At 60.4% G+C, this 25,882-nt stretch carries 26 protein-coding genes; 11 read left to right on the forward strand and 15 right to left on the reverse strand.

Annotated elements, in window-relative coordinates:
• The first annotated feature begins 57 nt into the window (after positions 1-57).
• The 7 genes from ACSPX5_RS08695 to ACSPX5_RS08725 all read left to right on the forward strand — a co-directional run bounded on the left by ACSPX5_RS08695 (position 58) and on the right by ACSPX5_RS08725 (position 5,668).
• Complete coding sequence (locus ACSPX5_RS08695) at positions 58-1,149, forward strand: polyamine ABC transporter substrate-binding protein (protein ID WP_439821472.1); 1,092 nt, start codon at positions 58-60, stop codon at positions 1,147-1,149.
• A 26-nt stretch (positions 1,150-1,175) separates the two neighbouring features.
• Positions 1,176-2,135: an agmatinase gene (gene speB, locus ACSPX5_RS08700; RefSeq protein ID WP_439821473.1), complete on the forward strand. Its 960-nt coding sequence runs from the start codon at positions 1,176-1,178 to the stop codon at positions 2,133-2,135.
• A gap of 88 nt (positions 2,136-2,223) precedes the next feature.
• A complete protein-coding gene (locus tag ACSPX5_RS08705) occupies positions 2,224-2,940 on the forward strand; it encodes a helix-turn-helix transcriptional regulator (protein ID WP_169430287.1) in 717 nt (238 codons plus the stop codon).
• Positions 2,941-2,991: 51 nt separating this feature from the next.
• A complete protein-coding gene (locus ACSPX5_RS08710; RefSeq protein WP_169430288.1) occupies positions 2,992-3,333 on the forward strand; it encodes a nuclear transport factor 2 family protein in 342 nt (113 codons plus the stop codon).
• A 22-nt stretch (positions 3,334-3,355) separates the two neighbouring features.
• Positions 3,356-4,474: a cell division protein ZapE gene (gene zapE / locus ACSPX5_RS08715; protein ID WP_439821474.1), complete on the forward strand. Its 1,119-nt coding sequence runs from the start codon at positions 3,356-3,358 to the stop codon at positions 4,472-4,474.
• 17 nt (positions 4,475-4,491) lie between these two features.
• Positions 4,492-5,073, forward strand: a complete 582-nt coding sequence (locus tag ACSPX5_RS08720) for a DinB family protein (RefSeq protein WP_323161377.1) — start codon at positions 4,492-4,494, stop codon at positions 5,071-5,073.
• Positions 5,074-5,170: 97 nt separating this feature from the next.
• The gene (locus ACSPX5_RS08725) at positions 5,171-5,668 is read left to right on the forward strand and encodes a GNAT family N-acetyltransferase (RefSeq protein WP_169430291.1); all 498 of its coding nucleotides are present in this window, start codon (positions 5,171-5,173) and stop codon (positions 5,666-5,668) included.
• Positions 5,669-5,749: 81 nt separating this feature from the next.
• Here ACSPX5_RS08725 and ACSPX5_RS08730 read toward each other — a convergent pair whose 3' ends face one another.
• From ACSPX5_RS08730 to ACSPX5_RS08745, 4 genes are all read right to left on the reverse strand, one after another.
• Positions 5,750-5,956 carry a hypothetical protein gene (locus tag ACSPX5_RS08730; protein WP_169430292.1) on the reverse strand — a complete coding sequence of 69 codons (207 nt, stop codon included), beginning with the start codon at positions 5,954-5,956 and terminating at the stop codon, positions 5,750-5,752.
• A 186-nt stretch (positions 5,957-6,142) separates the two neighbouring features.
• On the reverse strand, positions 6,143-8,389 hold the full coding sequence (locus ACSPX5_RS08735; RefSeq protein WP_439821475.1) for a TonB-dependent siderophore receptor: 2,247 nt from the start codon (positions 8,387-8,389) through the stop codon (positions 6,143-6,145).
• Between the two features lie 146 nt (positions 8,390-8,535).
• Positions 8,536-10,284, reverse strand: a complete 1,749-nt coding sequence (locus tag ACSPX5_RS08740) for a phosphoethanolamine transferase CptA (RefSeq protein ID WP_207864413.1) — start codon at positions 10,282-10,284, stop codon at positions 8,536-8,538.
• A gap of 213 nt (positions 10,285-10,497) precedes the next feature.
• A complete protein-coding gene (locus ACSPX5_RS08745; RefSeq protein ID WP_439821476.1) occupies positions 10,498-10,680 on the reverse strand; it encodes a DUF6026 family protein in 183 nt (60 codons plus the stop codon).
• Between the two features lie 272 nt (positions 10,681-10,952).
• Between ACSPX5_RS08745 and gnd the strand changes: the two genes are divergently transcribed.
• From gnd to ACSPX5_RS08760, 3 genes are read left to right on the forward strand one after another with little or no spacing between them, the layout of a single operon-like run.
• Positions 10,953-11,933 carry a phosphogluconate dehydrogenase (NAD(+)-dependent, decarboxylating) gene (gene gnd, locus ACSPX5_RS08750; protein WP_169430296.1) on the forward strand — a complete coding sequence of 327 codons (981 nt, stop codon included), beginning with the start codon at positions 10,953-10,955 and terminating at the stop codon, positions 11,931-11,933.
• A complete protein-coding gene (zwf, locus tag ACSPX5_RS08755; RefSeq protein ID WP_439821477.1) occupies positions 11,930-13,453 on the forward strand; it encodes a glucose-6-phosphate dehydrogenase in 1,524 nt (507 codons plus the stop codon). The genes gnd and zwf overlap by 4 nt, the downstream gene beginning before the upstream one ends.
• Positions 13,450-14,259: an HAD family hydrolase gene (locus ACSPX5_RS08760; RefSeq protein WP_169430298.1), complete on the forward strand. Its 810-nt coding sequence runs from the start codon at positions 13,450-13,452 to the stop codon at positions 14,257-14,259. Before zwf ends, ACSPX5_RS08760 begins: the two co-directional genes overlap by 4 nt.
• Positions 14,260-14,305: 46 nt before the next feature.
• On the opposite strand, the gene nhaB is transcribed toward ACSPX5_RS08760, so the two are convergent.
• The 3 genes from nhaB to ACSPX5_RS08775 all read right to left on the reverse strand — a co-directional run bounded on the left by nhaB (position 14,306) and on the right by ACSPX5_RS08775 (position 17,720).
• Positions 14,306-15,808, reverse strand: coding sequence for a sodium/proton antiporter NhaB (gene nhaB, locus ACSPX5_RS08765; protein WP_439821478.1), 1,503 nt, complete (start codon positions 15,806-15,808; stop codon positions 14,306-14,308).
• 74 nt (positions 15,809-15,882) lie between these two features.
• On the reverse strand, positions 15,883-17,172 hold the full coding sequence (locus tag ACSPX5_RS08770; RefSeq protein WP_439821479.1) for a hypothetical protein: 1,290 nt from the start codon (positions 17,170-17,172) through the stop codon (positions 15,883-15,885).
• A 281-nt stretch (positions 17,173-17,453) separates the two neighbouring features.
• Positions 17,454-17,720, reverse strand: a complete 267-nt coding sequence (locus ACSPX5_RS08775) for a hypothetical protein (protein ID WP_169430301.1) — start codon at positions 17,718-17,720, stop codon at positions 17,454-17,456.
• 344 nt (positions 17,721-18,064) lie between these two features.
• Here ACSPX5_RS08775 and ACSPX5_RS08780 point away from each other — a divergent pair, with 344 nt between their 5' ends.
• A complete protein-coding gene (locus tag ACSPX5_RS08780; protein ID WP_169430302.1) occupies positions 18,065-19,390 on the forward strand; it encodes a sigma-54 dependent transcriptional regulator in 1,326 nt (441 codons plus the stop codon).
• A gap of 81 nt (positions 19,391-19,471) precedes the next feature.
• Here the strand turns inward: ACSPX5_RS08780 and ACSPX5_RS08785 are convergent, their stop codons facing one another.
• The 8 genes from ACSPX5_RS08785 to pnuC form a co-directional block, all read right to left on the reverse strand.
• Complete coding sequence (locus ACSPX5_RS08785; protein WP_323161370.1) at positions 19,472-20,776, reverse strand: hypothetical protein; 1,305 nt, start codon at positions 20,774-20,776, stop codon at positions 19,472-19,474.
• A 45-nt stretch (positions 20,777-20,821) separates the two neighbouring features.
• Positions 20,822-21,568 carry a hypothetical protein gene (locus ACSPX5_RS08790; RefSeq protein WP_169430303.1) on the reverse strand — a complete coding sequence of 249 codons (747 nt, stop codon included), beginning with the start codon at positions 21,566-21,568 and terminating at the stop codon, positions 20,822-20,824.
• A 44-nt stretch (positions 21,569-21,612) separates the two neighbouring features.
• Positions 21,613-22,293: a C39 family peptidase gene (locus tag ACSPX5_RS08795; RefSeq protein ID WP_169430304.1), complete on the reverse strand. Its 681-nt coding sequence runs from the start codon at positions 22,291-22,293 to the stop codon at positions 21,613-21,615.
• Between the two features lie 63 nt (positions 22,294-22,356).
• Positions 22,357-23,325, reverse strand: coding sequence for a heme utilization protein (locus ACSPX5_RS08800; protein WP_323161369.1), 969 nt, complete (start codon positions 23,323-23,325; stop codon positions 22,357-22,359).
• 71 nt (positions 23,326-23,396) lie between these two features.
• A complete protein-coding gene (locus tag ACSPX5_RS08805; RefSeq protein ID WP_207864402.1) occupies positions 23,397-23,966 on the reverse strand; it encodes an adhesin in 570 nt (189 codons plus the stop codon).
• A 1-nt stretch (position 23,967) separates the two neighbouring features.
• Positions 23,968-24,417: a hypothetical protein gene (locus tag ACSPX5_RS08810; protein WP_323161368.1), complete on the reverse strand. Its 450-nt coding sequence runs from the start codon at positions 24,415-24,417 to the stop codon at positions 23,968-23,970.
• 356 nt (positions 24,418-24,773) lie between these two features.
• Entirely contained in the window at positions 24,774-25,298 is a 525-nt protein-coding gene (locus tag ACSPX5_RS08815; protein ID WP_439821480.1) for an AAA family ATPase, read from the reverse strand.
• Positions 25,295-25,858 carry a nicotinamide riboside transporter PnuC gene (gene pnuC, locus ACSPX5_RS08820; RefSeq protein WP_323161367.1) on the reverse strand — a complete coding sequence of 188 codons (564 nt, stop codon included), beginning with the start codon at positions 25,856-25,858 and terminating at the stop codon, positions 25,295-25,297. Before pnuC ends, ACSPX5_RS08815 begins: the two co-directional genes overlap by 4 nt.
• Between the last annotated feature and the right edge of the window lie 24 nt (positions 25,859-25,882).

Raw genomic sequence — 25,882 nt, forward strand, 5'->3', positions numbered from 1 at the left:
TTTCCAATGTATCCGACGGCGCATCCTGCCACCACTTCCTCCGGTCAGGTGTTCGTCATGGCTCCCTTGTTCAAGCTGTGTTTGCCCGCGCTGTTGCTTTCCGTCTCCATCGCCGCCCAGGCCGAAGAGAAAACCCTCAATCTCTACAGCTGGGCCGATTACGTGGCGCCCCAAACCCTGCAGCGCTTCGAAAAGGAAACCGGCATCCACGTGCGCTACGACACCTTCGATACCTCCGAGGTGCTGGAAACCAAATTGCTTACCGGCGGCAGCGGTTATGACGTGGTGGTGCCTTCGTCCAGCGTGCTGGCCCGTGGTCTGGCCGCAGGAGCGCTCAAGGAAATTCCTCACGAAGGGCTCAAGGGTTACGCCAATCTCGATCCGGATCTGCTGGAAAAATTGGCGGCGGTCGATCCCGGTAACCGCTACGGCGTGCCGTACACCTGGGGCACCCTCGGCCTGGGCATGAACGTCGAAGCGGTCAAGCAGCGGCTGCCGGATGTGCCACTCAACAGCCTCGATCTGCTGTTCAAGCCCGAATACGCCAGCAAACTCAAGGATTGCGGGATCGCGATTCTCGATTCGCCGCAGGAAGTGATTGGCCTGGCGCTGCACTATCTCGGTAAAGATCCCTACAGCACCGACAAGAACGATCTGGCCGCCGCCGAATCGTTGTTGCAGCAGTTGCAGCCCTCGGTGCTCTACGTCGCCACGGGCCGGCAGATCAATGATCTGGCCAACGGCAGCGTGTGCCTGGCGCTGACCTACAACGGCGATGCGAGCATGGCCGCCGATCAGGCACGCAAGGCCAACAAGCCGTTTGAGGTCGCCTACCGAATCCCGAAAGAAGGCACGCTGGTGTGGCAGGACAATCTCGCCATCCCCAAGGACGCGCCGCACCCCGAGGCCGCTCGTACCTTCATCGAGTTCATGTTGCGCCCCGAATCCGTGGCGGCGCTGACCAATACGCTGTTCTTTGCCACCGCCAACCAGGTCGCCACGCCGCTGGTGGACGAAGCAGTGCGCAACGACCCGGACATCTACCCGAAACCCGAGGTGCGCGAGCGTCTGTACGCCGACCGCAGCATGAGCCTCAAGGACATGCGCCAGCGCACACGTTTGTGGACCACTTTCCGTAGCCGCCAATAGCCTTCCCTAACAACAGGAGCACACCGATGGACGTGCCAACGCAAAACGATCAGGCCCTGACCCGTAACAGCCTTTTCGGCACTGCTGCCGAAAGCACCTACGCCGGGATCACCAGTTTCATGCGCCGGCGCTACAGCCGCGACTTGCGCGGCGTGGACGTGGCGGTCAGCGGCGTGCCGTTCGACACCGCCACCAGCAACCGTCCAGGCGCCCGTTTCGGGCCTCGCGGGATTCGTGCTGCATCCACCGGGATTGCCTGGGAACGGCACTGGCCATGGGCGTTCGACCCGTTCGATCATCTGGCGGTGATCGACTACGGAGACTGCGACTTCGATTACGGCTCGCCGCACACCATCCCCGAAAGTATCGAGGCCCACGCCGAGCACATCCTCAGCTCCGGCAGCGCGATGCTGACATTCGGCGGCGATCACTTCATCAGCTATCCGCTGCTCAAGGCTCACGCCCGCAAGCACGGCACATTGTCGCTGATCCACTTCGATGCCCACAGCGACACCTGGCCGGACGAGGGCGGCAAGCGGGTCGATCACGGCACCATGTTCTGGCACGCGGCGCGGGAAGGGCTGGTGGATCCGGCGAGTTCGGTGCAGATCGGCTTGCGCACCACCAATGACGATCACCAGGGTTTTCAGGTGCTGGATGCGCGGCAGGTGCATCGCCGCGGCTGCGAAGCGATCGTCGAGGCCATTCGCGCGCGGGTCGGGGACAACCCGGTGTACCTGACGTTTGACATCGATTGTCTGGATCCGGCCTTTGCTCCGGGCACGGGGACGCCGGTCTGCGGCGGGTTGAGCACGGTGCAGGCGCTGGAAATCCTTGGCGGATTGCGCGGGATTCATCTGGTGGGCATGGACGTGGTGGAAGTGGCGCCGGCCTATGACCATGCGGACGTGACGTCGCTGGCGGCGGCGACCCTGGCCATGGAGATGCTGTGCCTGTACGCGGCCAGGCACAAAGTCGACGCGTGATCAGCTCTGAGCCTGGTGAAAGCTCCTGACAATTTCTGACACCAGGCTCTGCTAAGCTCCGGCAAATTTCTGCCCGGAGCCTCACACCGTGTCGCGCACCACTCGTCTGTTGACCCTGCTGCAAGTGCTGCGTGGCAAGAAGCGCCCGGTGACCGCGGCGACGCTGGCCTGCGAGCTGGAAATCTCCGAACGCACCCTCTATCGCGACATCGCCGAACTGACCGCACTCGGTGCGCCGATCCATGGCGAGGCGGGCATCGGTTACGTGTTGCGCAGCGGTCTGTTTCTGCCGCCGCTGATGCTCAACGCCGATGAGACCGAAGCCATTGTGCTGGGCCTGCGTTATGTCGATCAGCGTGGCGACGAGGTCCTGAGCAAAGCCGCTGCCGACGCGTTGGCGAAAATTGCGGCGGTGCTGGACCCGCAGGCCCAGGAAGCGCTGCGCAATCCGACGGTGATGCCCGGGCCGCCCGGTTACGGGTTCCCGCAGAACGCGGTGCCGTTGAATGTGTTCCGTCAGGCGATCCGCGATCAGGCCAAACTGCACATCGATTATGCCGACGCACAACAGGTGCCGAGCCAGCGCTTGATCTGGCCCCTGGCGCTGGGGTTTCTCAACGAGGTGCGGATTATCGTGGCGTGGTGCGAGTTGCGCAGCGCGTATCGCACCTTCAGAACCGACCGGATCTCCGCCGCCAGTCTGCAGGGCGAGCGTTATCCGGGACGACGCAGTGACCTGCTGCGCACCTGGCAGCGGCAGATGCAACTGGACGAAAGCGGGCGTTTCACTCCTGACAAAAACTGACGCAGGGCTGTTCTAGGATGGCGACAGAATCGAAAACAAGGAGTTGCGCTCATGTTCCATCCCACCTCGATACTCGCTCCGGCCATCGTTGAGTACATCAACGCCGCCAATGCTCGGGATACGTCCCGGGTCGGCAGTTTTTTTGCCGAGGATGCCCACGTGTTCGATGAAGGTCATCATCAGGTCGGCCCGCAGGCCATCGCGCAGTGGATGCAAGATACTGCGCAGCGCTATCAGCCGCGGGTCGAAGTGCTCGGCGTCCAGCAGCGCACCGGCAAGGTGCTGGTGCAAGGGCTGATTTCCGGGACGTTTCCCGGTAGCCCGCTGGAACTGCGGTACACCTTCCGCCTCAACGAGCAGGGCAAAATCGCACGGCTGGATATTTCCGTGTAGCCATCGTGGCATACTGCCGCGCATGACTTTCGACTCCCCTTTAAGCGCCTGGCAACATGCCGTCGAGCACAAGGGCTTCATCCAGGATGAAGCCCAGGAGCACGCGGTCTGGGCGTTGCAAAAATGCCATGAATCCCTGCACGCCGGTGCCCGTTCGGTCACCGGCGTTTACCTGTGGGGCCCGGTCGGGCGCGGAAAGACCTGGCTGATGGACCAGTTCCATCAAAGCCTGCGGGTGCCGGCCCGGCGGCAGCACTTTCATCACTTCATGGGCTGGGTCCATCAGCGCTCGTTTCAACTGACCGGCATCGCCGACCCGTTGCGGGCTCTGGCTCGGGAACTGGCGGCTGAAGTGCGGGTGTTGTGTTTTGATGAGCTGTTCGTCAATGACATCGGTGACGCGATCATTCTCGGGCGCCTGTTCCAGGTGATGTTCGACGAAGGCGTGGTGGTGGTCTGCACCTCCAATCTGCCGCCGGATCAACTGTATGCCGACGGCTTCAACCGCGACCGCTTCCTGCCGGCGATCACCGCAATCAAGCAGCATATGCAGGTGGTCGCGGTGAACGGCGCCGAGGATCATCGTTTGCATCCGGGCGCCATCGAGCAACGTTATTGGGTGGCGGCGCCGGAGCAGGATTGCGCGCTGGCCGGGGTGTTTGACGCGCTGGCGGCCGGGCAGAGCGCCAGCTCGGAACCGGTTCCGGTCGGCTACCGTGCCTTGAATGTGGTGAAGGCCAGCGAGTCGGTGTTGTGGTGCCGTTATGCCGATCTGTGCGAGCAACCGTTCGCGGCCATGGACTTCATCGCGCTGTGCGACACCTACCGGGCTATTCTGTTGAGCGAGGTCCCGAACCTGAGCGCACAAAAGCGCGAAGGGCGGATTGCCCGTGGCACCGAGGATGGCGCGGAGCGGGTGTTGGCCGGCGACCGCGAGTTGCCGCAACTGTCGGTGCACGATGACGGCGTACGGCGTTTCATTGCCCTGGTCGACGAGTGCTACGACCGCAAGGTGCCGCTGTACATCGAGGCCGATGTGCCGATGGACGCGCTGTACACCGAGGGCTACCTGGAATTCCCGTTCCGCCGGACCCTCAGCCGTTTGCAGGAGATGCAGCTGCAACGCTTTGCCGACACTTGATGCACGGAGGGCGCGACATGACTCAGCCACTGTCCCACCATTTGCTGACCATGGCCTATCAGAATGCCTGGGCCAACCATCGACTGGCCAAGGCCTGGAGCCAGCTCGACGACGCGCAGCTGGCAGCGCCACGGGTGAGTTTCTTCCCGAGCATCCGCCTGACCCTCAACCACATCCTCACCTGCGACTGGTTCTACGTCGATGCACTGGAGCGCGAGTTGCGGGGTGATGAGCCGCATCCCGATTGCTACGTGTTCTTCAATGCGCACGAGCCTTTCACCGAGGCGCAGGCCTTGCGTCGCGAACAGGGCCATGTCGACCGCCGCTTGATCGCCTACTGCGAGCAACTGCGCGATGCTGATCTGAGTCGCATCGTCACCATCGCCCGTGAAACGCCGCAACACGACAGTCGTCTGCGGATGATCTCGCACCTGTTCGAACATCAGATCCACCATCGTGGTCAGGTCCACGCCATGCTCAGCGGCACACCGGTGAAACCGCCGCAGCTGGACGAGTTTTTCTGTGCGGGCGAGTCCGGTCTGCGGGCCGAGGATTTCGCCGAACTGGGCTGGACCGAAGCACTCATCTGGGGCCACTGAAAACGTCGGGTTGTGGCCGGGCCTGCCTCGCGCTAAGGTCGCCGAGCCTATCAGTGCGTATCAAACGCACCGGGGCCCCGTGCGATCGAGGATGGAAATGGATTCCGCAGAGATTCTTGTACTTCAAGCCAGTTACACCAACCCGCTGCATGCCGAGGCCATCGGTGTGGTGCTCAATCATTACGCCGAAGACCCGATGGGCGGCGGCCATCCCATTGCCCCTGAACTGTTGCAGCAATTGCCCGCAGAACTGGCCAAACGGCCCCACGCGTTCAGCGTCCTGGCCTTTGTCGGTGGAGAACCGGCCGGGCTGGTGAACTGCTTCGAGGGCTTTTCGACCTTCGCCTGCAAACCGCTGGTCAACGTCCACGACGTGTCGGTGGTGACAAAGTTTCGTGGTCTGGGACTGAGCCAGAAAATGCTGCGCAAGGTCGAGGAAATCGCCCGGCAGCGCGGCTGCTGTAAAATCACCCTGGAGGTGCTTGAAGGTAACGCCGTCGCTCAGGGCTCCTACACCAAATTCGGCTTTGCGCCGGGCATGTTTGACCCGAGTCACGGGCGCATGCTGTTCTGGATCAAGGAATTGCAGGCATAAAAAAGGCGCCCTGAAGGGCGCCCAACTGTCATCTGCGAAGCCAGAACGCAGCCGTCGCAGGTCCATCGGTAAACTCTTGTCTCACGGACGGTAATGTTCGGTGACCTGTGCGGTCTGGTCGTCCGGGACCCGAAGTTCGCTGGTTTTGGTGTCAGCCTGCTGGCTTTGGGCGGTGTGGACCGGGAAGTTTTCCCAGTGATACCGCATCCGCTCGGCACCGCCTTCGGCGAAAGCGCTGGCGGATGCAAGTGTGATCAGACCGGCCAGGAGTGCAGTCGTGGTTTTCATGGTTGTCTCCTACGAAAAAATGTCGGAGCCGTTCGTCCATGAATCCGTGCTTCGGGGCGCACTTTCAGCCACGGGTATTAACCTGGGGTTAACGCGCGTTTCGTGCAGGTTTTACTGATTGTTTCCGAGGTGTGGCAGACGAATGCTGCACGCGCCGATGGCGCGCGCAGGTCGCAGGGAAGGGCTTCAATGTTTCCAGTCGAGGCTCAGCGTTACGGTGCGCGGATCACCCCAGTAAACGCCGTTGTAGAAGCCGACGTTGTCGTAATACTTCTTGTCGAACAGGTTGTCGACGTTCAGCGATGCCGACAAGTGTTTGTCGAATTCATAGCGCGACATCAGCTTGACCACGGTGTACGCCCCCTGACTGATCCGCGCTCGCTCGGTGATGATCCGGCCATCGGTGCCACGGCTGACCGGTCGGTTCGAACTGCCATAGACATCGCTCTGCCAGTTCACCGCGCCGCCCACGGTCAGGGCGTGCCAGTCGCCCGGCAGGCGATAGGCCGTGGACAGACGCAGCATGTTCAGCGGCTGGTTGGTATTGGCGCGATTTTTTTCGCCGTTGACCGCGTGGGTGTAGGTGTAGCCGGCGGTCATGTTCCAGCCATCGAGGACCTCGCCCGAGACTTCGGCTTCGAAACCGTTGACCTTGTTGCCCTTGCCGCCGGACTTGTAGAACTCTTCGCCCGTCACCGGATCCGGCGCGACCGAGTCGTCCAGCTCGGCGACATTGTCCTGCTTGCTCCAGAACACGGCGGTGGCCAGGTTCAGGCGCTCGTCGAGCAGGCTGCCCTTGAGGCCCACTTCATAATTGCTGCCGACCACCGGCTCGATGAACTTGCGGTTGGCGTCGCGATATTCCTGCGGGTTGAAGATGTCGGTGTAGCTGACATACACGGTGTATTCGGGCGTCAGGTCGTAGAGCAGACCCGCGTAGGGCGTCCACATGTCGTTGTGTTGCTGACGGCTGGCGTCGATACCGCTCACTTGCAGGTGGTCATCGAACGCGGTGGAGGAGGTCGAGGATTTCCAGCTGCCGTAGCGGCTGCCGAGTACCGCATGCAGGTCATCGGTGAAGCTCAGGCGCGTGGCCAGGTAACCGGCCTTCTGCCGGGTGCTTGAGGTGGAACCGGTCAGGCCGGTGACAGTGTCCGGAAATTTGGCGATATCACCCATGTATTTCCAGTCGCGAATCTGCCCGTAACCTGGCGGCACCACGCCTGCGATCGTGTAAGGGTTGCGTTCGCTGCGATCGGCTTCGCCGTAACCGAACATCAACTCGTGTTCGCGACCGAGCAAGGTATAGGGCCCCGAGACATTGAAGTCATACGTCTTCATTTTCTGCGTGCCGATCATGTGCGACGTGTAGGCCGTCATCCCGCTGCGGTCGTGCGCAGGGAACCCCGCGCCGCCGTAGTAGACCTTGCCGTCGGTATCGCTCTGGCGATGGGTGTAGGCCGCTTTCAGATGCCAGCCACCGGCCAGTGCTTGATCGAGAGTGGCGAAGGCCGTCTTGTCCTTGATCGGCCAGGAACTCCAGGACGTCGCCATGTTGGTCGAACGACCCAGGCCGGCCCTGCTGCCGTCGGCGTTCCAGTAGGGCACCGTGCCCCAGGAGCTGCCTTGCACCTGCTTGTCCTGATAGTCATAACCGACTGCCAGTACCGTCGACTCCGTCAGGTCGGCTTCGAGAATGCCGTAGCCGACTTCCCGTTGCAGGGCATATTTGTCGCGAAACGACTGGCTGTCGCGATAAGCCAGCACGCTGCGCCCGCGCAGACGGCCGTCGAAGGCAAGCGGCCCGCCCACATCCACGTAACTGTAGTAATCGTCGTAACTGCCGCCGCTGACCCCGGCCAGCGCCTGCAATTGCGCAGTGGGGCGCTTGCGCACCATGTTGATCGTCGCCGAAGGATCACCGGCACCGGTGGTCAGGCCGGTGGCGCCGCGAACCACTTCGATCCGGTCGTAGATAATCGTGTCGGCGTCGGACTTCATCCGGCTGAAGGTGTTGAGCATCCCGTCGATCTGGAAGTTGTTGATCGGGTAGCCGCGTGCCGAATAGCTGACCCGGTCCGAGTCGTTGTGCTGGACCACCACGCCGGTGGTCTGGCTCATGGCCTCGGATAACGTGCCGAGCTTGAAATCGTCCATCTGCTGACGGGTGACCACGGACACCGATTGCGGGGTTTCCTTGATCGACAGGTTCAAGCGCGTCGCCGTGTTCATGGCGCCAGTGGTGTAGGACGCAGTGTCTTCGGTGGTGCTGCCGAGACTTTCGGCGGTGACGCTGGTGGAGGCCAGTTCCAGTGCCGAGGCGGCGCTCTGTTGTTGTTTTTCAGCCTCGGTTTCAGCCAGCAGGTCGGGGCTCAGTGCAGCGCTGCACAGGCCCAGGGTGAGGGTCATGGAACGGGTGATGGGCGCGAACATCGCAGCCGACTCCTTGTCTTCGGGGGAAAATTTCCTTTGGTTCAAAGACGAAGGGGGAGAGGGCGATTTAGTGACAAGCGAGAAATATTGTCATTTCCAGGTGTTGCGAGGGCATGAAAAAAGGGCCGTTTCCGGCCCTTTCCAGGTTACTGCTTGACCACTTCCTTCGGTGCGTCCTCGGGCTTTTTCGGCTTCATCAGGCTGAAGTCGATCAAGGCGCGCTGTTCGCGCTCGTAAGGGTTGCCGATCAGCAGCGGACGCTGCTTGAAGCTGTCGCTGACCACGCTTTTGCTGCGGTCCAGTTCATCGAAACTCAAACCCGCCAGGTCCGCCCAGGTGTGGATCAGGTGCGCGCTGCTGTAAGGCCGGCTCAGATCCGCGGCAAAACTCCAGTCGTGGTTTTCGCGCCACTTCGGCGACGCCCAGGCCATGAACGGAATGGTGTACATCGGCGCGGTCGGTTTGTTTTCGTTACGACCCAGGGTGGTGTGGCCCGCCGAGTCGAACACGTCTTCACCGTGGTCGGAGAGGTACAGCAGGAAACCGTTCGGATCGGACTTGGCGTAGTCCTTGATCAGGCTCGAGACCACAAAATCGTTGTACAGCACTGCGTTGTCGTAGCTGTTGTAGGTCGGTACCTGATCGTCACGCACGCCGGCCGGAACGCCGTTGCGGTCCTGGAACTTGTCGAAGCTCGGCGGATAACGGTACTGGTAGCTCATGTGCGTGCCGAGCAGATGCACGACGATCAGCTTGCGCGGTGCCGGATCGGTCAGAGCCTTGTTGAAGGGCTCGATCACGTCGCCATCGTATTGCGCGGCGTTCTGGTTGCGGTTGTTGTTCAGGTACACCTGCTCGTCGGCCTGTTCGGAAAAGGTCGTGAGCATGGTGTTGCGCTTGGTCATGGTCTGCTGGTTGGTGATCCAGAAGGTCTTGTAGCCCGCCTGTTTCATCATGCTGACCAGCGATGGTGTGGACAGGTACAGATCCGGGTTTTCTTCGTCGGCGAAGGTCAGCACCTGTTGCAGCGCCTCAATGGTGTACGGGCGCGGGGTGACGACGTTATCGAAGACCGACAGTTGATCCTTGAGCTTGTCCAGCTCCGGTGTGGTCTTGCGCTGATAGCCGTAGAGGCTCATGCGCTGACGGTTGGTGGACTCGCCGATCACCAGCACCAGTGTTGCGGGCTGATTGGCACCGGAGTCCTTGAGGTTATGCAGGGGCGGAATCTTGCTCGCGCTGTGGAGCATGCCCTGCATTTCGCCGAGGGTTTCGAGGTAACGGTGATAGGCCACGGCCATCTGCCATGGCACGGCCGGTTCGATGCGGGTTTCGAACTTCTCGAAACCGCCGGCGAAGCTGCCGGTGCGCTGGGTCTGCTTGACCAGCGGATAACCGACCACTGCGATCAGAATCGCCATGGCCGCCACGAAGGCCCGCCCGCGAGGCATGTAGACCGGGCGCAGGCGAGTCCACAGGAAGTAGGCGAAGGCGGTGTGAGCGAGGAACGCGGGGATCATCCACCATGCGAAGTATTGGGTGATGTACTCGCCGGCTTCCGACACGTTCGACTCGAACATGATGAAGATGACGCTCTGGGAGAACTCCTGCTGATAGATGAAGAAGTAACCCAGGCTGGCCATCGAACAGGCCCACAACACCACGCCGATCACGGCGGCGAGCAGACGGGTGCGCTTGGGAAACAGCAGCATCGGCGCCAGCCAGACGGCGCTCATCACGAACGCCTGACGGAATCCGGTGAAGCCGGAGGTGCCCGTCAGCTGGATCAGCAGTTGAGTGATTCCGGAGAAGTACCAGAAGAATACAAACAGCCAGATGAAACCGGCCCAGTCAAAACCTGCCGCAGCAGTCTTGCTGCGTTTAAACAATGCCATTCAGCACTCCAACTCAGTCACCATTGCCACCGCCGGGACGTTTCATGAACTCGGGAGCATGAAACCGACGAACGGAAGCCGCGCGCGGACACGCACGGCAGAATGGGCCGGAGTATCAACAAGCGAATGTGAAAACTTCGTTAGTTGCTGCAAATGGCAGAGGGCGGATCATGTCGGGAACAGCAGGGCAGCGGTTCCCGATCAGGCGGGCGGTCAGGCGCGGGGTGAGCGCTGGACGCGTGGCAGAGGCTGTGGCTCGACGCCTTGGGTCATCAGGCGCAGTTGCGCCAACTCTTGTTTAAGCTGGTCGCGTTCGTCCTTCAGCTGACGAAGTTCATCGCGGCGGATCGTGACGTAGAGGGTTTGTGGCGGCATTGCTGTGTGTACTGTGCCCATTGCTCACCTCGCAAATGGCGTGTCTCAACTGCAGATCAGCCCCGGTTTCGAGCCTTGACCTGCTATCGGCGCCGATTCTGGTTTCTTTTGCTCGTGAATGGAACTTTTTTATTTTTCATGGTCGTTGTGTCTTCGCCACGTTTCCCGACGTTATCAGTCTGGATCGGGCACAATGCCCGGAAACTTCACACCGACGCTCTGGACTAACCTCCTTGAGAGCGTTGGGCTATAACCTTTGACACACTTTTATTTGTAGTAAGGAGCATCAGCACATGCAACTCGGGATTATTGGACTGGGCCGCATGGGCGGCAATATTGCACGGCGTCTGATGCTCAACGGTCACACCACCGTTGTTTACGACCGCAATACCGCCTTTGTCGACACCCTGGCCGCCGAGGGCTCTACCGGCGTCGCCGATCTGCCTGCGCTGGTCGCGGGCCTGGCCAAGCCGCGTGCCGTCTGGGTCATGCTGCCGGCCGGCGCACCGACTGAAGACACCATCGAAACGCTGAGCAATCTGCTCGAGGCCGGCGATACCATCATCGACGGCGGCAACACCAACTATAAGGATGACATCCGTCGGGCCAAGACGCTGGCCGAGAAGGGCCTGCACTACATCGACGTCGGTACCTCCGGCGGTGTCTGGGGCCTGGAGCGCGGCTACTGCATGATGATCGGCGGCGATGCCGACACCGTTAAGCGTCTGGATCCGCTGTTCGCCGCTCTGGCGCCGGGCATGGGCGACATCCCGCGCACCAAGGATCGCAAATCCGATGACCAGCGTGCCGAACACGGCTACATCCACGCAGGTCCCGCCGGTGCCGGTCACTTCGTGAAGATGATTCACAACGGTATCGAGTACGGCATGATGGCGGCCTTCGCCGAGGGCTTCGACATCCTCAAGACCAAGTCCAGCGAGCTTCTGCCGCAAGACCAGCGTTTCGACCTGAACGTGGCCGACATCGCTGAAGTCTGGCGTCGTGGCAGCGTGGTGTCGTCGTGGCTGCTCGACCTCACCGCCGATGCCCTGGCGGTCGACCCGAAACTCGACGGTTTCTCCGGCTCCGTGGCCGACAGCGGTGAAGGTCAATGGACCATCGAAGCGGCCATGGAACAAAAGGTGCCGGTACCGGTGCTGTCCAACTCGCTGTTCTCGCGCTACCGCTCCCGCGGCCAGGGCACGTTCGGTGACAAGATCCTCTCGGCCCAGCGCTTCGGCTTCGGCGGCCACGTAGAGACTGCGAAGAAATGACCCATACGATCCGCAGAAAATCCAAGGCAGAACCCGCACCACCGACCACGCTGTTTTTGTTCGGTGCCCACGGCGACCTGGTCAAGCGCTTGCTGATGCCGGCGCTGTACAACCTCAGCCGCGACGGCTTGCTTGACGAAAATCTGCGGATCGTGGGCGTTGATCACAACGCCATCACGGATGAAGCCTTCGCCCAAAAGCTTGAAGACTTCATCCGCACCGAAGTGGCAGCGAAGGTCGGCAAGGGCGATCAGATGCTTGATCCAGCCTTGTGGGCCAAGCTCGCCAAAGGTATCAGCTACGTCCAGGGCGATTTCCTGGACGACAGCACTTATTCTGCGCTGGCGGCGAAAATCGCCGACAGTGGCACTGGCAATGCGGTGTTCTACCTGGCCACCGCGCCGCGTTTCTTCAGCGAAGTGGTGCGCCGACTCGGCGCCGCAAAACTGCTGGAAGAAACCCCCGAAGCGTTCAGAAGGGTGGTGATCGAAAAGCCGTTCGGCTCCGACCTGCAAACCGCCGAGGCGTTGAACGCCTGCCTGCTCAAGGTCATGTCGGAAAAGCAGATCTACCGGATCGATCACTATCTGGGCAAGGAAACCGTACAGAACATCCTGGTCAGCCGGTTCTCCAACAGCCTGTTCGAGGCGTTCTGGAACAACCACTACATCGACCACGTGCAGATCACCGCCGCCGAAACCGTCGGCGTCGAAACCCGTGGCAGTTTCTACGAGCACACCGGCGCCCTGCGGGACATGGTGCCCAATCACCTGTTCCAGTTGCTGGCCATGGTCGCAATGGAGCCGCCGGCCGCGTTCGGCGCCGATGCGGTGCGGGGCGAGAAGGCCAAGGTGGTCGGCGCGATTCGTCCATGGACCACCGAAGAGGCGCGGGCCAACTCGGTGCGCGGCCAGTACAGCGCCGGTGAAGTCGCAGGCAAACCGGTGGCCGGTTATCGCGAAGAAGCCAACGTGTCACCCGACAGCACCACCGAAACTTACGTGGCGCTGAAGGTGATGATCGACAACTGGCGCTGGGTCGGCGTGCCGTTCTACCTGCGCACCGGCAAGCGCATGAGCGTGCGCGACACCGAGATCGTCATCTGTTTCAAACCGGCGCCGTATGCGCAGTTCCGTGACACGGAGGTCGATGAGTTGCAGCCGACCTATCTGCGTATCCAGATCCAGCCCAACGAAGGCATGTGGTTCGACCTGCTGGCCAAACGGCCCGGGCCGGCGCTGAACATGGCCAACATCGAACTGGGTTTCGCCTACAAGGACTTTTTCGAAATGCAGCCTTCCACCGGCTACGAAACCCTGATCTATGACTGCCTGACCGGTGACCAGACGCTGTTCCAGCGTGCCGACAACATCGAGAACGGCTGGCGTGCGGTGCAGCCGTTTCTCGACGCCTGGCAACAGGACGCGAGCGTACAGAGATACGCCGCTGGCGAAGACGGGCCTCAGGCCGCCGATGATCTGCTGACTCGCGATGGTCGCGTCTGGCATGGTCTCGGATGAGAGAGCCGATCCGTTTTCTGCTGAGCGACATGGACGGCACGTTGTTGCTGCCCGATCACAGCCTCAGTCAGCGCACCATTGATGCGGTTCGCTCGTTGCGCGAAGCGGGCGTGCTGTTCAGCCTCGCTACCGGGCGCCCGCCCAAGGCCATGTTGCAGCAGATCGAAGCCCTGGGCGTCGATCTGCCGACTGCGGCATTCAACGGCGGCACGATCGTCAACCCGGACGGCAGCATTCTGGTCGCTCACTACCTGCCGGCCACAGCGGCGCTGACGGCACTGGCACTGTTTGCCGATCAGCCGGAGGTCGAAATCTGGGTGTTCAGTGGCGGCGACTGGCTGCTCAAGGATCCGCACGGGCCGATGGTCCCGCGCGAGCAGCATGGCCTGGGTTATCCGCCGGTGGTGGTCGACAGTTTCGAGCCGTACCTGGAGCGCATCGACAAGATTGTGGCGACCAGCAACAACACCGGCCTGTTGATCGAACTGGAGGCGCGTTTGCTGCCTACGGTCGAGGGAATGGCGCAGGTCTCGCGTTCGCAGCCGGTGTATCTGGACGTGACGGCGCTGGAAGCCAACAAGGGCGCCGCACTGGTGACTCTGGCCGAACACCTGGGCGTGCCGCTTGCCCAGACGGCAGCGATCGGCGACGGCGGCAACGACCCGGCAATGTTTCATGTCGCCGGCCTGTCGATTGCCATGGGCCAGGCAGAAGACGCAGTGAAGCGTCAGGCCGATGTGGTGACCGGGCCAAACACCGAGGACGGTGTGGCGCAAGTCATCGAGCAGCACATACTGTCGCGTTGATCGATGCTTAAAAAAAACGGGAGCCCCAGGGCTCCCGTTGTTGTTTTTACAGCCAGTAACTCACGGCATACCAGCCCAGCAATCCCATCACCACGGTGTAGGGCAACGCCATCCACACCATTCGCCCGTACGACAGCCGCACCAGCGGCGCAATCGCCGACGTCAGCAGAAACAGAAATGCAGCCTGACCATTGGGTGTCGCTACGCTTGGCAGGTTGGTGCCGGTGTTGATGGCAATGGCCAGCGTCTCGAAGTGTTCACGGCTCATGTGGCCGGACAGGAATGCCTGTTTGACCTCGGTGATGTAGATCGTCGCCACAAACACGTTGTCACTGATGGCCGACAACAGACCATTGGCGATGAACAACATCCCCGGTTGCTGCTCGGCGGGCAATGCCAGCACCCACTGGATCAACGGCGCGAACAACTGTTGATCATGGATTACCGCCACCACGGCAAAAAACACCACCAACAGCGCAGTGAACGGCATGGCGTCCTTGAACGCGCTACCCAGCCGATGCTCGTCAGTGATGCCGCTGAAAGCGGTAATCAGGACAATCACCATGAGGCCGATCAGGCCCACTTCAGCGATATGAAATGCCAGCCCGGCAATCAGGATCAAGGCGGCAGTGCCCTGTACCAGCAGCGCGGCACGCTGGCGAGGCGTGCGTTCGGCATCGTCTTCGGTGGCGTAATCGGCGAGAACGGCGCGGACGTTGTCCGGCAGCAAGGTGCCGTAGCCGAACACGCGCAGTTTCTCCAGCAGCATGCAGGTCAACAGACCGGCCACCAGTACCGGCAGGGAAACCGGCGCAACCTTGAGGAAAAATTCGGCGAAGTGCCAACCCATTTCATGGCCGATCAGCAGGTTCTGTGGCTCGCCGACCAGCGTGCAGACGCCGCCCAGTGCAGTCCCGACAGCGCCATGCATCAGCAGGCTGCGCAGGAAGGCACGGAACTGCTCCAGATCCTCGTGATGCAGCTTGGGCAAATGTTGATCGTCGCTGAACTCACTGTCCTGGCGCGGATCGTTGCCGGAGGCGACCCGGTGGTAGACCGAATAGAAGCCGACGGCTGCGCTGATGATCACGGCGGTCACGGTCAATGCGTCGAGAAAGGCCGAAAGAAACGCCGACAAAAAGCAGAACATCAACGCCAGCAGCATCTTCGAACGCACGCCCAGCAGCAGGCGCGAGAACAGAAACAGCAGCAGATCCTTCATGAAGTAGATGCCGGCGACCATGAACATCAGCAGCAGAATCACCGGAAAGTTGTGCTGCAACTCTTCGTACAGTGCCTGGGGTGTTGTCATCTTCAACAGCAGGGCTTCGATCAGCAACAAACCGCCAGGCATCAGCGGATAGCATTTGAGCGCCATGGCCAGGGTGAAAATGAATTCGATCACCAACAGCCAGCCAGCGGCCACCGGGCCTGCCGACCACAGCACCACGGCATTGAGAATCAGGAACCCGACGATGCACGCCTTGTACCAGCGGGGCGAATGCCCGAGAAAATTGTGCGCGAACGCCTGAGCCATCGAACCGGACATCGGTTGCTCCTTGCTTTAAGAAGCGCGCAAGGTGCCGCAAGCGTTGAGCAAGATCAAGTGCAGGAAGTTTCTGTTCATGGGTTCAGATAGCGCGCCACTACGGCGCGGTAATTGCCATCCAGCGAATAGCCGCCCACCAGAATGCCTCCTTCCGGTCGCAGCGCCAGCGACGTGGCGGTATCGAGGCTGCGGCCCAGTCGCGTGCGCAACCAGCCGCGGCCCGCTCCGAAGCTTTGGTCGAGGCGCCCGTCGGCCAGATAGCGCGCGACGATGAAGTCGGCCTCGACCCCGCCAATCGTGGCGCCTGCCGCGATGAGTCGACCGTCCGGCATGCGCTGTGCGGCGCTCCACTGGCAGCCGCTGGGGCCGATGTCCAGCAGGGTGGATTGGCCGTTGTGGCAATGCAGGTCGGGGCGGCCGTTGATGTGGACAGACAGCGCCAGGCAGCGGATCGGGTCGCGGCTGCTGCCAAAGCAATGCAGGTGATCCGAGGATTCGATGACCTGGTTGACCAGCGCGCTGTGCCCTTGAGCCTTGAAGGCCAGGAAACCGTCCAGCGCAAAGCGTTCGTCGAGCCGCCCGTCCGGCAGGTAGCGTGCGAGCAGGCCTTGCTGGGGGAAGTCGATGGCGCCGGCCACCACGATGCGTCCGTCTTTCTGCAACAACAGGCCGCCCAGCCAGGTGTTGAGCAACAAGTGCCGAACCATCACAAAGCCCCGGCCATTGAAGGTCTTGTCCAGAAGGCCATCGGGGGTGACGCGGATCAGCATGCCGACGTGGTCCGCCAGTGAGCAGTGGTGATTGGCAATAAGCAGGATATGCCCGTCATCCTGGACTGCGAAATCGCAGGCTTCTGCCCCCGGGACGCCGGGTGGCAGCCAGGTGTCGCGAGTGCCCATGGACAGATCGCCGGGCAAACACACTATTTTCCGGCCGTTGTCGCCGAACTCCGGGGCGCGTCGGCCCTGCGCATCGAACAGGGCGAGGGCGGGCAAGGTGCGATGTTCGGACTCGTAATGCAGGCCGGCCAGCAGGATTCGCCCGTCGGACAAGACCTGAACCTTGCTGCCCGTGGCTTCAAAACCAGAGGCGAACTGGCCGATCACGCTGCCCTGAAAGCCGAAGCCTAGATCCGCAGAGCCATCATCCAGCAGACGGGCCAGGCCGAAACGGCTGCCTTGAGGCGTGCCGACCTTGGCGGCAATCAGGATACGACCTCGCGGGTCAAGAGCTACATGCTGGGTCAGGCTGGATGTGCTGCCGGCAAAATAAACCTGAGTCACGCCGTTGTTGGCAAACGACTTGTCGAGTTGTCCGGCATTGTTCGTCAGCGTCGGCAGCGCAATAGCGGTTTGGATTGACATGCATGTTTCTCCTTGCGAGTCGACCCGTATTCATGAGGAGGGGCGATAACGGCATGGCGAAACATTCAATCCCTGAACAAGCGCAAGTACAACTGACAGAACTAACAGGTGGAGGGTCGCACTGTGCCAGAACAGTGACTTTTTGAACCAGTCGCAAGCCTGCCAAGCATTCAGGCGCGAAAGTACTGAGGAAAGTTATACAAAGTGGCTGAAGTTAAAAAGGATTCAGCAACTTGAAGAAGAGGGCGGATGACTGGAAAGTCATCCGCATTGCCCTCGGATCAGTGTGGCATCGACCAGGACTGCAGTGCGTAACCTTCGTCGCTCAGTTCGGCACGGGCTTGTTGCAGCAGGTATTCGAGTTGCGCAGGATCGGAGTAGGCGCTGCTTGGGATGCAGGTGCGGCCAATCTGCGAATTGGTGCGGTCGATGACGGTCAGGCTCAGTTCGCCATTGCCGTCTTGTGGAGCCCAGGCCACGCACTGGAAAGGTTTGAAGGCGTGGTTGGCAATCAAAAGAGCTTCGTTGATACGGAGCGGGGCGGTCATGTGGTCTTCTCTCTATAGTGCCCAATCAAGTGATGTGCCGTCGGTTGGGCTTACCGTTCGGCGAGTTACTTGTACTGATGCACGCAACCCGCTGACAGGTCACACCGGATTTAAAGAAATTTCGACTTTCTTTCATACAATCTCTGTTACGGCGTTTTTTGAAAGCTGGGTGAAAGATTCGAGTCGATAGCTGACTAATAAAACGGGCTCTTATAACTGCTTCGCTTGTACGCCTATAAGCAATTGATACAAGGCGCCGTCAAATTCTTGCTAATGTTACAGCCAGGTCTGCCAAATGACTGTTTTTACAATCATTTCCTATAATTTGGCGCCAAGGAACAGTCATGAGCGAAGCGCCTGCGTTACGACGTTTATTGGTAGTCGACCCTTGTGACGACTGTCACCGATTACTGCCCGGTCTACGTTCGGTCGGCTGGGATGTTGACAGTTGCAGCCTGGAAAATGCCGCCGACCGCAGTTGCGATGTCGGCTTGCTGCGTTTGCAGCCTTTTCACCTGGAGCGACCCGAAGCGGTCAAGGAATTGATCAGCCGTAGCGGCACCGAGTGGATCGCCGTACTGAATCAGGAAGTGTTGCGCCTGCAGAACGTCGGGGACTTCGTTTGTGAATGGTTTTTCGACTTTCATACCTTGCCCTTCGACGTGTCGCGGGTGCAGGTCACACTGGGCCGGGCGTTCGGCATGGCGCGCCTGCGTGGCCAGGGCACGATTCATGTCGACCAGCCGGAACACGAGCTGCTCGGCGACAGCAAACCGATTCGCGAACTGCGCAAGCTGCTCAGTAAACTGGCGCCCACCGAGTCGCCGGTACTGATTCGCGGCGAGAGCGGCACCGGTAAAGAACTGGTCGCCCGAACCCTGCATCGACAATCGCAACGGCACAACAAACCGTTCGTGGCCATCAACTGCGGGGCAATCCCCGAGCATTTGATTCAGTCCGAGCTGTTCGGCCACGAAAAAGGCGCGTTTACCGGTGCCCACCAGCGCAAGGTCGGGCGTATCGAGGCGGCCAACGGCGGGACATTGTTTCTCGATGAAATCGGCGATCTGCCGCTGGAGCTGCAAGCCAATCTGCTGCGCTTTCTCCAGGAAAAACACATCGAACGGGTGGGCGGCAGCCAGCCGATCCCGGTGGATGTGCGCGTGCTAGCGGCCACCCACGTCGACCTTGAAGCGGCGATCGAGAAGAAGCGCTTTCGTGAGGATTTGTACTACCGGCTGAATGTGCTGCAAGTCGTCACCGCGCCTTTGCGTGAGCGCCATGGCGATCTGTCGATGCTGGCCAACCATTTTTCCCACTTCTACAGCCACGAAACCGGGCGCCGGCCGCGCAGTTTCAGTGAAGATGCCTTGATTGCAATGGGCAAGCACGACTGGCCGGGCAATGTCCGGGAACTGGCCAACCGTGTACGCCGGGGCCTGGTGCTGGCCGAAGGACGACAGATCGAAGCCCGTGACCTGGGCCTGATCAGCCAGCAATCGATTGCCACCCCGATGGGTACTCTCGAAGACTACAAGACCCGCGCCGAACGCCAGGCATTGTGCGATGTGCTGAACCGGCACAGCGACAACCTCAGTGTGGCCGCCAAAGTGCTGGGGGTTTCACGGCCGACTTTCTATCGATTGCTGCATAAACACCAGATCCGCTAGGGCGCGGTGCTTCTTCGGGGAAGAAGCTGAAAAGGCCCGTTGCGATGCAAGTCGCAGCGGGCCTTTTCATTGTGTGGCGGGTTAGAAGTAGTACGGGAATTTCAGGCTGAAGGAGAAGTCCGGGGCATCGTCGGTCATGCCGATGGACAGGTTGGGTACGATGGTCAGATTGTCGGTGGCCGCGATGGTCATGCCGACGTTGAAGTAACCGGCGTTGGCGTCGCTGGACACCACCGATTCCCAGTCCCCGCCATCCTGTTTCAGCTTGCTCTTGCGTTGCACAAGGTCGGATACGGAGAACGACATACTCATCTTCTCGTTCAGTGCGAAGGCAACCCCGGCGCCAATCTGGAAGCTGTCGCCGATGCGTACCTTGCCCGGGTTTTTCTGGTTGACGGTGGAGCTGATGTCGTCGAACGACTCCTCGAAGTTGTGGGTGTAGGACAGACTGCCGAACAGCACGGCCGGGTCAAACGTCTTGACCAGCGAGATGCCCGGTGTGATCGACCAGACGCCGTTGCCGGTCGGCAAGGTGTCGGGAACGAACAGGTTGCTGTTGTCGTCGGTCTTGCGCAGCTTGATGCCGAACGGATCCTTGCCGGTTGGCGCCTTGACCCGCAAGGAGACCACGGCGTCCGGGGTGTTGACCGATTCGTCCAGGAACTTGTACGCAATGCCGAAGTTGACGTCGCCGATGGTCGGGTCGCGGCTGACGTCCTGTTCGGTGGTGACGTTGGAGGCGCCGCCGTTGCCGCCGCCGGACTGATAGGTCGATTCCCGGTAGACCACTGGCACGTTCAGGTCGAATTGCCAGCGGTTGTCGAAGTTGTAGCGGCCTGTCAGGTCCAGCGTCCAGGTGTCGGCCTTGATCCGGTCGAGGTTGATGTTGCCGAGAAAAATCGAGTCCAGAGCCAGGAAACCGTTGAGAATCAGCTGGCGCGTGTCATAACGCGAATAGGTGATACCGGTTTCGAAGCTGAATTTGCCGCCCCCGAAGAAACCGCTGGCTTCGTCGTACAGGTTGGACACACTCTGTGCCGGTTGTGAATCGTCGGCCAACGATTGGCCATAGGATGCGCCACTGCCCCCGGCGGCGCCCCCCGACGCTGCTGCAGCCCCGGTGCCGGTGGCGACCCGGTTGCCTTTCATGTCCGAAGGCGATTTGGCCAGGCGTTTTGGGGGTGGAGAAGCGGGTTGCTCTTCGACCTGGCGGACTCGCTGTTCGAGCACCGCCAAGGCTTTTTGTTGTACTTCGTATCGTTGCTTAAGCTCCAGAAGTTCCTGTTTCAGGGCTTCTACATCGGCATCGGGTGCTGCTTGCAGCATCGCCGCGGGTAGAAGAGTACTCAAACATACAGCGGCACGCAGTGATACTGATCGATACATGAATAAGCCGTCCCTTTAAGCCCAATGATCGAGACTCAGCGTAGTTCAATATCCGATATTGCGTAGTGCTCTGAGTTGAGTCAGGTTGCAGTCCAGTGCGCCGGCACTCATACCGTTATTGTTAAGGACAACGTTGAGTTGTGTCAGGTTGTTGACTACGTTCGCGTTACCCAGCAAGCGGGTATTTTGCAGCAGTCCGCCCTGGGCGACCTGTTGCAAGGCTGTACCCTGATTGCCGGAGGCCTGAATGGCCATTTGCACACCGCCGTTTGTGGCTGAAACCGCGACGCTGCCGGCACCGTTGCTGCCCGAAATGGTCTGGCCGGCCATCAAGGCCTGGCCCTGGGCGGGCATCAGGGCAGGTGCCTGACTGGCTTCTTTGACGTTGATCGCAACGTTGTTGTAGGCGGAGTTGCCGTCGCCAGCGGCGCGCACACTCTGCGTCACGCCCTGGCTGGAGTTGAGTCCCGCGCCACCCACGACCGAGCCAGTCCCCAGTTCCGGTGTACTGCCATTGCCGTGTTCCTTGATGGTCGAGACGTAGAATTCAGGTTTTACCGAAGCGGCCTGCAATTGCATCGTGGCCGAGGCCCCGATCAGATCTCCACTGGCGTTGCGCCAGGTACTGCTCATGACGACACCGAAGCTGATGATCCGGCCCGGCATGACGTAGCGACCGCGAAGCTGTGACAGCTCCGAATCCTGGATTTCGATGGGTTTGAACCCTGCATTGGCATAGCCTGACGCGCTCGCTGCCAGGCAGGCGGCGGCCAGCCAGTATGAGGTTTTCATCTGCTGCTCCCGGGACATCCAGCCCCACTCTTTATAATCGGCGATTAAAAGAAGTCGCTCTGTATGAACCCGAAGTCCATCAATTCAGCATCTTTGACGGGGTTGAAGTTATCCAGCTTGTTCTTGGCGGTCAGCGGTGCCGGAGGACTGCGTAATGCATTGGTTTTGTCGTATCCGGGGCCGACGATGGCAAAGACAATGCCGTTCCAACCTTTGACAAAGTCATCATGGCTGTAGCGTTTGTGTCCTAAAACGGGGTCTCCGATGTAGACCCAATCCTTGTCCGCCCGCTGCAGCACCACGAAATGCTTGTAGCCGCGAATTTCCATCAGTACCACCACCGGGATAGTGACCGCATCGAGTTTTTCCGGTGGGATCTTGTAGCCCCTGGCACGCATGCCGATGCTTTCTATGTAGCGCTTCATGTCGAGCATGGAGAAACCTTGCGTACGGACAAGGTCCTGGTCGGAATTGACCAGCATGCCTTTGATGATGTGCTCTTCATCGACGTCGAGCCAATAAGCCTGGCGCAGTACCGTTGCCAGCGCGGCGGCGCCGCAGCTGAAATCGGTTTTTTGTTCGACGATGTCGGCAAACTTGCGCTCACGGATGCTTTGCACGTTTTTGTAGACGAGCGTGCCGCCGGGCAGGGCAGCAACGGGAATCTGAGCAGCCTGGGTCAGGCCACAGAAGCAAAGCAGAGCGAGGAGGGCAGTCTTACGCATGATCGATACGCCTTTGCGGACTGAGGAAAAGCCCCGTTTCCGGGGCTTTCGTTTCGATCGCGATTACATGCAGGCTTTGCAACCTGCAGCGATGGACAGCGAGTTGCTTTGTTGGTTGCCAACGCCAGCAGCGTTGTTGAAGCCGCCGTTGCCGGACCAGTTGTTGCCTACGTTGGTCATGCTGGCGGTGTTGGTGACTGGGTTTTTCCAGCCGTCTGGAGTCAACACTTGTTGAGTGGTCACGCCAGCCAGACCGAAGACACCCACGGCAACGAAATCAGATTTCTGATCTTTGCCATGGCCCCTGTCGTTGTTGCCATAGCCACCGTGACCGTGATCATCGTCTTTGGTGACTGCGGTGCCTGCGGCCACGAATGCGCCGGCGGCGTTGACAGTGCCAGTGAGGGTATCTTTTTTGTAGGTTTGAGTGCCGTTGTTGGCGACGCCCAGACCCGTCGAGGTTTGGTTGGCGGCAGCAGCGGCGTTAGCTACACGACCACCGGATACAGCAATTGCCAGGTTGTTTTTCTGTTGGTTGAAGTCGCCGGCAGCGTTGTTCACGCCGATGTTACCCGAGCCACCGTTGCCGACGTTGTTGAGGCTGGCATTGGCTGTGCTGGAGTAGTTCGCAACGGTGTTGCCGGTGTTCATTTGAGTTGCACTGGAGGCGGAAACCGCAGCGCCGAAGATGAAGCTTTCGTCAGCAGTGGCCAGAGCGGCGGCGTTGTCTTGTTGGTTGCCATCGCCTGCGGCGTTGTTCATGCCGATGTTGCCGTTGGCGCCGTTGACAGCGTTGCTGGCGTTGGCATTGTTGTTGGTGCCTTGATTCAACACCACATTGCCGTCGCTGGTTTGCTGGTCGATGACTGCAGCGCCTGCACCGGCGGTGATTTGCAGCAGTTCTTCCAGGGTTGGGCCTTTGGGTCCGTGATGATGACCGTGATGTTCATCACGGCCGCCTGCCTGAGCTGCGATTGCCATCACTGCGGCGAGTGCGAAAACCAGTGGTTTGAGAGCCATTGTAGGTTTCATGGTGTTTCTCCGTCGTGCTTATTAGTTGGTTAAGTGTTGGTACTTTCTAATTGCACTGCTTCTTGTTTGGGTCAGTCAGCGACCCGGATGCTCAGGGTGTTAGCCATTCGGTTCCCCACCCCGGCACTCTGGTTCACCTGGATTACCCCGCGACTGCCGGTGAAGGCCTGATCACTTGTCGTGACCTGGCGACTGCCGGGGATGCCAGTTGCTCCTGAGCTCGGTAACAACGCCACGTTCTGTTGGGAAAGGGCGCTATCGTCAACGCTCTGCGGTGCAGCACTGATGCTGATCCGCATGGCGTTGGCCATCTGGTTGTTGGCCCCGGAACCCTGGTTCACGCCCAGTGCGCCGTTGCCGTTACTGAATGAGGTACCGCCGATAGTGGAGCTCGCATTGATCGAGCGGTCGGCGGGGGTGTCGAGTTTCTGGTGAATGATGGTGGTGGCGCTGGCCGACGTGCCGATGGCAATCGACTTGACGTTGGTCTGTTGCTGTTGATCGCCGGCGGCCTGGTTGACGTTGAAGTTGCCGTTGTACTGCGCGCCGGAGTTCTGAATGTTGGCGCTGTCCACGGCGCCTGGATCGGCCATCACGCTGGTGCAGCCGAGCAACGCCAAAAGGAGCAGGGAACGATTCATTTCATTGGCCTCCGGCCATGCGGGTCAGCGGAGCCAGACCACTGCTGAGCGAGCGGTTGATGGTGTTGGAAATCGTCCCGCCACCGCCGCCGCCATGGCCGGCGCTCATGCCGGGCAGACCGTTTGGATTGGTCAGAACGTTGGTGCCCGGCAGGCTGGACCCTACGGATATGTTGCTGCGGATAGATGAGCCACTGGCTACACTGGCAAAGTCACCGTCATTGAGTTCGGTGCTGGTCATTGCCTGGTCGATGCGCGCGGACGGGTTGGCATTGACAGTGGTCGGGTAGGGGTCTTTGCCGAACGCGCTGCGTCCGATCGGAATCGGCTGCACGTTGCGATTGAGCACGATCACGCCATTGCCTTCAGCCTGAACGTGGACACTGAGGAAAGTGCTGGCGGCTGATCCGATCAGCAGAAGGCAAGTGAAGGCTTTGTTGATGTTTCCCACGGCGGCAATTCCTTCTTCAGTGGGCTGGCCCGAGTCAGCGTTGTGAAGGAGAGAGCGAAAGCTGTGCCGGTTTTTAAATCTTCCGGGTTTTCAATGGGTTGGCTGACGAGTGTGCAGCGCTGATACAAATGCTGTTTCAGCGCTGAAACAGGTCCCTGCCGTTTCTGCGGGGCAAAGCCATTGCGATGCTCTGGGACAAGGGTTTGCAGAAGGGTGTTTCAGCGATGTAACAAGTCGCATGACAAAGCGATGAAGGCCGTTGAGACGGGGGCTTTGCAGGGGAAGGAGTGTTTCAGGATCGGACACTTTTACCCCGAATCGGGGAAAATGCACGGGGCAGGCAACCCGGACCCGGGTCAACCTGCCAGCAGGTTTCGTACGGCGTCGAAGGCTTGAGCCTGGCGCTCGGCCCAGTCACCCTGAATGATCTGCAAAGGTTGCCGGTGCTGTTCCAGCCAGGTTTTGGTGGCGTCGTAGAAGGCCAGACGTTCGCTGAGCGCTGGCTGGCAACGTTGACCGTCGTCTGTCCAGTCGATCTGTTGCGCAGACAGCAGCAGGTGCAGGTCGTAATGACGCGCCAGCAGTTCCGGTTCCAGCCAGTCGGGACAGTCGCCGAACAGCGTCTGGCTCCAGAGGATGTTGCTCAAAAGATGCGTATCGAGAATCAGCAGGCTCGGCTGTTGCGCTCGCGCCTCGTCTTCCCATCGCAACTGGCCGCGGGCGATCTCGGGAATGTCGGCAAGGCAAGTATCACGGGGATTCTGCTCGAGGAACCAGCGCACGTACTCGTCGACCCGCAGACCGCCGAACTGTTGCTGCAGTCCGGCCGCCAGCCAGCTCTTGCCGGTGGATTCCGGCCCGGTCAGAACCACGACTTTCATGTGCGCAACGCCGGATCGGCGCGCCATTCCCGCCAGCCTTGCACCGCGATCAGGGTGAACAGGGCGTACAGCGCCGCCGTGAGATACAGCGCCTTGTAGAGAAACAGCCCGACGAAGATCACGTCCAGCACGAACCACAGCGCCCAGCATTGCAGGCGCTTGTGGGCCATCCAGAATTGCGCGACCAGGCTGAAAGCGGTCAGCGCCGCGTCGAGCCAGGGTTGCGCCGCGTCCGTCCAGTGCGCCATGGCCGCGCCCAGCAAAAGGCTGCCGACGGCGCCGATGGCCAGCCCTTGCAGAATCGAACGGGAATCGAGCCGGCTGACCTCACGTCCGTCGTGCAGCGTTCCGACGCGGGTCCATTGCCACCAGCCATAGACTTGCAGCGCGGCGTAGACTACCTGCAGCAACATGTCCGAATACAGCTTCACTTCAAAGAAGACCCAGCTGTAGAGCAGCACCATGACCAGCCCGATCGGCCAGCACCACGGGTTCTGTTTGACCGTCAGCCAGACGGCGATTACACCGAGGGCGGCGGCAAACAGTTCGAGCCCGGACATGCAAGATCCTTGGAGGGGATAAAA

Origin of the sequence: Pseudomonas sp. HLG18, from assembly GCF_051903985.1 — a bacterium.
GTDB classification, from domain to species: Bacteria; Pseudomonadota; Gammaproteobacteria; order Pseudomonadales; family Pseudomonadaceae; genus Aquipseudomonas; species Aquipseudomonas fluorescens_BT.

Bases quoted from the DNA above. Each gene is read 5' to 3' on its own strand.
- zwf (WP_439821477.1), top strand. From the start codon at position 11,930: ATGACCCATACGATCCGCAGAAAATCCAAGGCAGAACCCGCACCACCG.
- pnuC (WP_323161367.1), bottom strand. From the start codon at position 25,858: ATGTCCGGGCTCGAACTGTTTGCCGCCGCCCTCGGTGTAATCGCCGTC.
- ACSPX5_RS08805 (WP_207864402.1), bottom strand. From the start codon at position 23,966: ATGAATCGTTCCCTGCTCCTTTTGGCGTTGCTCGGCTGCACCAGCGTG.
- ACSPX5_RS08790 (WP_169430303.1), bottom strand. From the start codon at position 21,568: ATGAAAACCTCATACTGGCTGGCCGCCGCCTGCCTGGCAGCGAGCGCG.
- ACSPX5_RS08730 (WP_169430292.1), bottom strand. From the start codon at position 5,956: ATGAAAACCACGACTGCACTCCTGGCCGGTCTGATCACACTTGCATCC.
- ACSPX5_RS08720 (WP_323161377.1), top strand. From the start codon at position 4,492: ATGACTCAGCCACTGTCCCACCATTTGCTGACCATGGCCTATCAGAAT.
- ACSPX5_RS08815 (WP_439821480.1), bottom strand. From the start codon at position 25,298: ATGAAAGTCGTGGTTCTGACCGGGCCGGAATCCACCGGCAAGAGCTGG.
- ACSPX5_RS08800 (WP_323161369.1), bottom strand. From the start codon at position 23,325: ATGAAACCTACAATGGCTCTCAAACCACTGGTTTTCGCACTCGCCGCA.
- gnd (WP_169430296.1), top strand. From the start codon at position 10,953: ATGCAACTCGGGATTATTGGACTGGGCCGCATGGGCGGCAATATTGCA.
- ACSPX5_RS08780 (WP_169430302.1), top strand. From the start codon at position 18,065: ATGAGCGAAGCGCCTGCGTTACGACGTTTATTGGTAGTCGACCCTTGT.
- ACSPX5_RS08795 (WP_169430304.1), bottom strand. From the start codon at position 22,293: ATGCGTAAGACTGCCCTCCTCGCTCTGCTTTGCTTCTGTGGCCTGACC.
- ACSPX5_RS08695 (WP_439821472.1), top strand. From the start codon at position 58: ATGGCTCCCTTGTTCAAGCTGTGTTTGCCCGCGCTGTTGCTTTCCGTC.
- ACSPX5_RS08725 (WP_169430291.1), top strand. From the start codon at position 5,171: ATGGATTCCGCAGAGATTCTTGTACTTCAAGCCAGTTACACCAACCCG.
- zapE (WP_439821474.1), top strand. From the start codon at position 3,356: ATGACTTTCGACTCCCCTTTAAGCGCCTGGCAACATGCCGTCGAGCAC.
- nhaB (WP_439821478.1), bottom strand. From the start codon at position 15,808: ATGTCCGGTTCGATGGCTCAGGCGTTCGCGCACAATTTTCTCGGGCAT.
- ACSPX5_RS08735 (WP_439821475.1), bottom strand. From the start codon at position 8,389: ATGTTCGCGCCCATCACCCGTTCCATGACCCTCACCCTGGGCCTGTGC.
- ACSPX5_RS08710 (WP_169430288.1), top strand. From the start codon at position 2,992: ATGTTCCATCCCACCTCGATACTCGCTCCGGCCATCGTTGAGTACATC.
- ACSPX5_RS08770 (WP_439821479.1), bottom strand. From the start codon at position 17,172: ATGTCAATCCAAACCGCTATTGCGCTGCCGACGCTGACGAACAATGCC.
- ACSPX5_RS08775 (WP_169430301.1), bottom strand. From the start codon at position 17,720: ATGACCGCCCCGCTCCGTATCAACGAAGCTCTTTTGATTGCCAACCAC.
- ACSPX5_RS08785 (WP_323161370.1), bottom strand. From the start codon at position 20,776: ATGTATCGATCAGTATCACTGCGTGCCGCTGTATGTTTGAGTACTCTT.
- ACSPX5_RS08740 (WP_207864413.1), bottom strand. From the start codon at position 10,284: ATGGCATTGTTTAAACGCAGCAAGACTGCTGCGGCAGGTTTTGACTGG.
- speB (WP_439821473.1), top strand. From the start codon at position 1,176: ATGGACGTGCCAACGCAAAACGATCAGGCCCTGACCCGTAACAGCCTT.
- ACSPX5_RS08760 (WP_169430298.1), top strand. From the start codon at position 13,450: ATGAGAGAGCCGATCCGTTTTCTGCTGAGCGACATGGACGGCACGTTG.
- ACSPX5_RS08745 (WP_439821476.1), bottom strand. From the start codon at position 10,680: ATGGGCACAGTACACACAGCAATGCCGCCACAAACCCTCTACGTCACG.